This is a genomic window from bacterium (genome assembly GCA_026398675.1).
Classification (GTDB): Bacteria; RBG-13-66-14; RBG-13-66-14; order RBG-13-66-14; family RBG-13-66-14; genus RBG-13-66-14.
Genome location: JAPLSK010000315.1, coordinates 1 through 2,755 on the forward strand (window position 1 = coordinate 1; position 2,755 = coordinate 2,755).

General features: G+C 68.3%; 2 protein-coding genes. One reads left to right on the top strand and one right to left on the bottom strand.

The genetic code is table 11. The features are described from left to right. Positions 1–1,685 (top strand): DNA repair protein RecN (gene recN, locus NTW26_09315; GenBank protein ID MCX7022452.1); only part of this gene is annotated, 1,685 nt, incomplete at its 5' end. Between the two features lie 272 nt (positions 1,686–1,957). Here recN and NTW26_09320 read toward each other — a convergent pair. Further along, the coding region (locus tag NTW26_09320; GenBank protein MCX7022453.1) for an alpha/beta fold hydrolase at positions 1,958–2,755 on the bottom strand (798 nt) is incomplete at its 5' end.

Here is a 2,755-nt window from a genome sequence, read left to right on the forward strand (position 1 = left end):
CAACAGAGACTGGTAGAATGCTCTCGTACCTGGCCGTCCGCGATTTGGCCACCATCTCTAACCTCGAGGTGGAGCTGGACCGCGGTCTTTGCGCCATCACCGGCGCCACCGGGGCGGGGAAGAGCGTCCTGGTCGGGGCGATCGGGCTGGCCCTGGGGGAACGGGCCAAAGCCGACGCCGTGCGGAGCGGGGCCAAGGCCGCCGAGGTGCAGGCCATCTTCCGCGACGTGAGGCTGCCCGAGGAATTGGCGGAGGAGCTCGGAATCGAGCCGGCGCAGGAGGAGCTCATCATCCGCCGCCGGGTGGACGCCGGGGGGCGTTCGCGCTGCTGGCTCGGCGGGAACCTCGTCCCCGTCTCCACCCTCACCGCCGTGGGCGACCTTTTGGTGGACCTCCACGGCCAGCACGAACACCAGACCCTCCTCCAGGCCCAGGCCCAGCTGGAGCTCCTCGACGCCTTCGACGACCTGGTCGAGCTGCGTGGGAAGGTCACCCGCGGTTTCGAGGCGGTGCGTGCGGCCGAGGCGGCGCTGGCCGAGCTGGAGGAATCGGCCGCGGCCGATGAAAGACAGCTCGAGCTCTGGCGCCATGAGATAAAGGAGATAGACGACGCCCACCCGGACCCGGGCGAGGAGGAGTCGCTCCTAGGGGAGAGGCAGCGTCTGCGGGCCGTGGTCGAGCTCTCCCGGCTGTCCCAGGGCGCGCTGCAACTCCTGGGCGAGGGGGAGTCCTCGGCCCTGGACGGCGTCGAAGCCGCGCGCGGCACCCTCAAGGAGCTGGTCAAGCTGGACCCCGAACAGGGTCCCATCGAGGAGGAGCTGACCCAGCTCCGCTTCAGCCTGGTGGACTTCGTCGAGAGGCTCCGGGTGTACGGCGAGAGGCTCGAGGCCGATCCGGCGAGGCTGGAGGAGATAGAGACCCGCCTGGCACTCCTCGAGCACCTCAAGCGGAAGTTCGGGCCGACCGTGGCCGGGGTGCTCGAGTACCGGGAATGGGCAGCGCGGAGGCTCTCCGACCACGAGGACCGCGGCGCCGCAATGGCCCAGCGCAGGAAGGTTCTCGAAGAGGCCCGGGAGGAGTACCTCTGGTCGGCGAGGGAGATTTCCCAAAAACGGCGGGAAGCGGTGACTCGGCTGGTGCCGCGGGTCAACCAGATTTTAAAGCGCCTCGGCTTCCCCGAGGATTCGTTCGCCGTCGAGATCGAAAACCGACCGGGCGACGACGGCTGGTCCGGCGCGCGGGCGACATCCACCGGTCTCGACGCCGTGGAGTACCAGCTCGCCGCCAACCCCGGCGAACCGCCGCGCCCCCTGGCCAAGGTGGCCTCGGGCGGCGAAATATCCCGCGTGATGCTGGCCTTGAAGGGGGTCACCGGCGAGCGCTACGGCGTCCCCACCATGGTCTTCGACGAGGTGGACGCCGGCATCGGGGGACACATCGCCGGGGTGGTGGCCGAGCTCCTCCGTGACCTGGGGCGCACCCGGCAGGTCGTCGTCATAACCCACCTGCCCCAGATTGCGGCCAACACCGACGCCCACTACCGCGTGAAGAAGGACTCCGCCGAGGGCCGAACCTTCACCGACATCGAGCGGCTGGAGGGCGAGGAGCGGGTGGTGGAGCTGTCGGCCATGCTGGGGGGCGGGGAGAGCGCCGTGGAGCACGCCCGGGAGCTGCTGAAAAGGTAGTCTAGGCCGCAACTAAGAAAGATGGCCCGGTCCCGGGGGCCGGTTTTTTTAGCCTCAGTCGTATCAGCCTGAAACATCAGGGCTTGGAGAATGGTAATTCCGATAGACTCCCGGCAATAAAACAGAGCGATGAACCCGGAGATGCCGTCCAACTCACGGTCAACGGTTCACCGTGGCGGTCTAACCCGATCTACGGGCGTTGGTCCCAACACCCCGCCGTCCCCTAAATGTAACCTGCCTGACTGCATGGTCAACGACACCCAAGACAACGGCTACGCACAGCCGCTGGGGGTGGGTTGAATAAAACGCCGGCCCAAGCTACTCGACCCCTCCAGAAAATCGGCCACCCCGCGGCACCAGGACAGCCCGCGGTCAAACCCCAGCCTCTCGCCCGCCACCAGCGGCAGCCAGAGGCTGATGTGCCCCCCCGACACCTCCCGGAACCGGCAGCCCCAGCGGTCCCGCAGCCTCCGCAGGACGGTCACCGGCACCGCCCGATCCCCCCGTCCGGCGACGAGGCAGACGTTTTCAGGGGCCGTCAGTGGCCTGAGCTCGGTCAAATCCAGCGGGGCCAGCATCCTGAGGACTTCTTCCGGTGTGACGCCCTGGGCGAAGACGGCCCGCCTCACCCGGTCGGTGAGCGGAGAGCGGAGAATGGTCTCCGCCGGCCGGGCCGCCGGGGCGATGAGGACGACCTTGTCCGGCGGCTCTTCCGCCAGACAGGCGTGGAGCCCGGCGATAAGACCCCCCAGACTGAAGCCCATGATGTAGAGACCGCCGGACAGGCTGCGCAGCCAGGCCGCCGCGGCGGCCACCTCCGCCGTCGCCTGAACGAAAGAGTCCAGGGTGAGGGCCAGGTCGCCGGAGACGAAACGCGCGCCGTGAGCCTCGCCCGGTGGCTTGCGGCTCAGGTGATGGGGCAGTTCGAGAACGAACACGCAAAGACCCCGGCGCACCAGGAGCGCCGCCGTCTCCGACAAGGAGAGGTGACTGGGCTGGAGCCAGCCGTGGATGAAGAGAACGGCGGGTGTGGCAGGTTCGATCTCCCCGTAGAGCCGACCGACGACCTC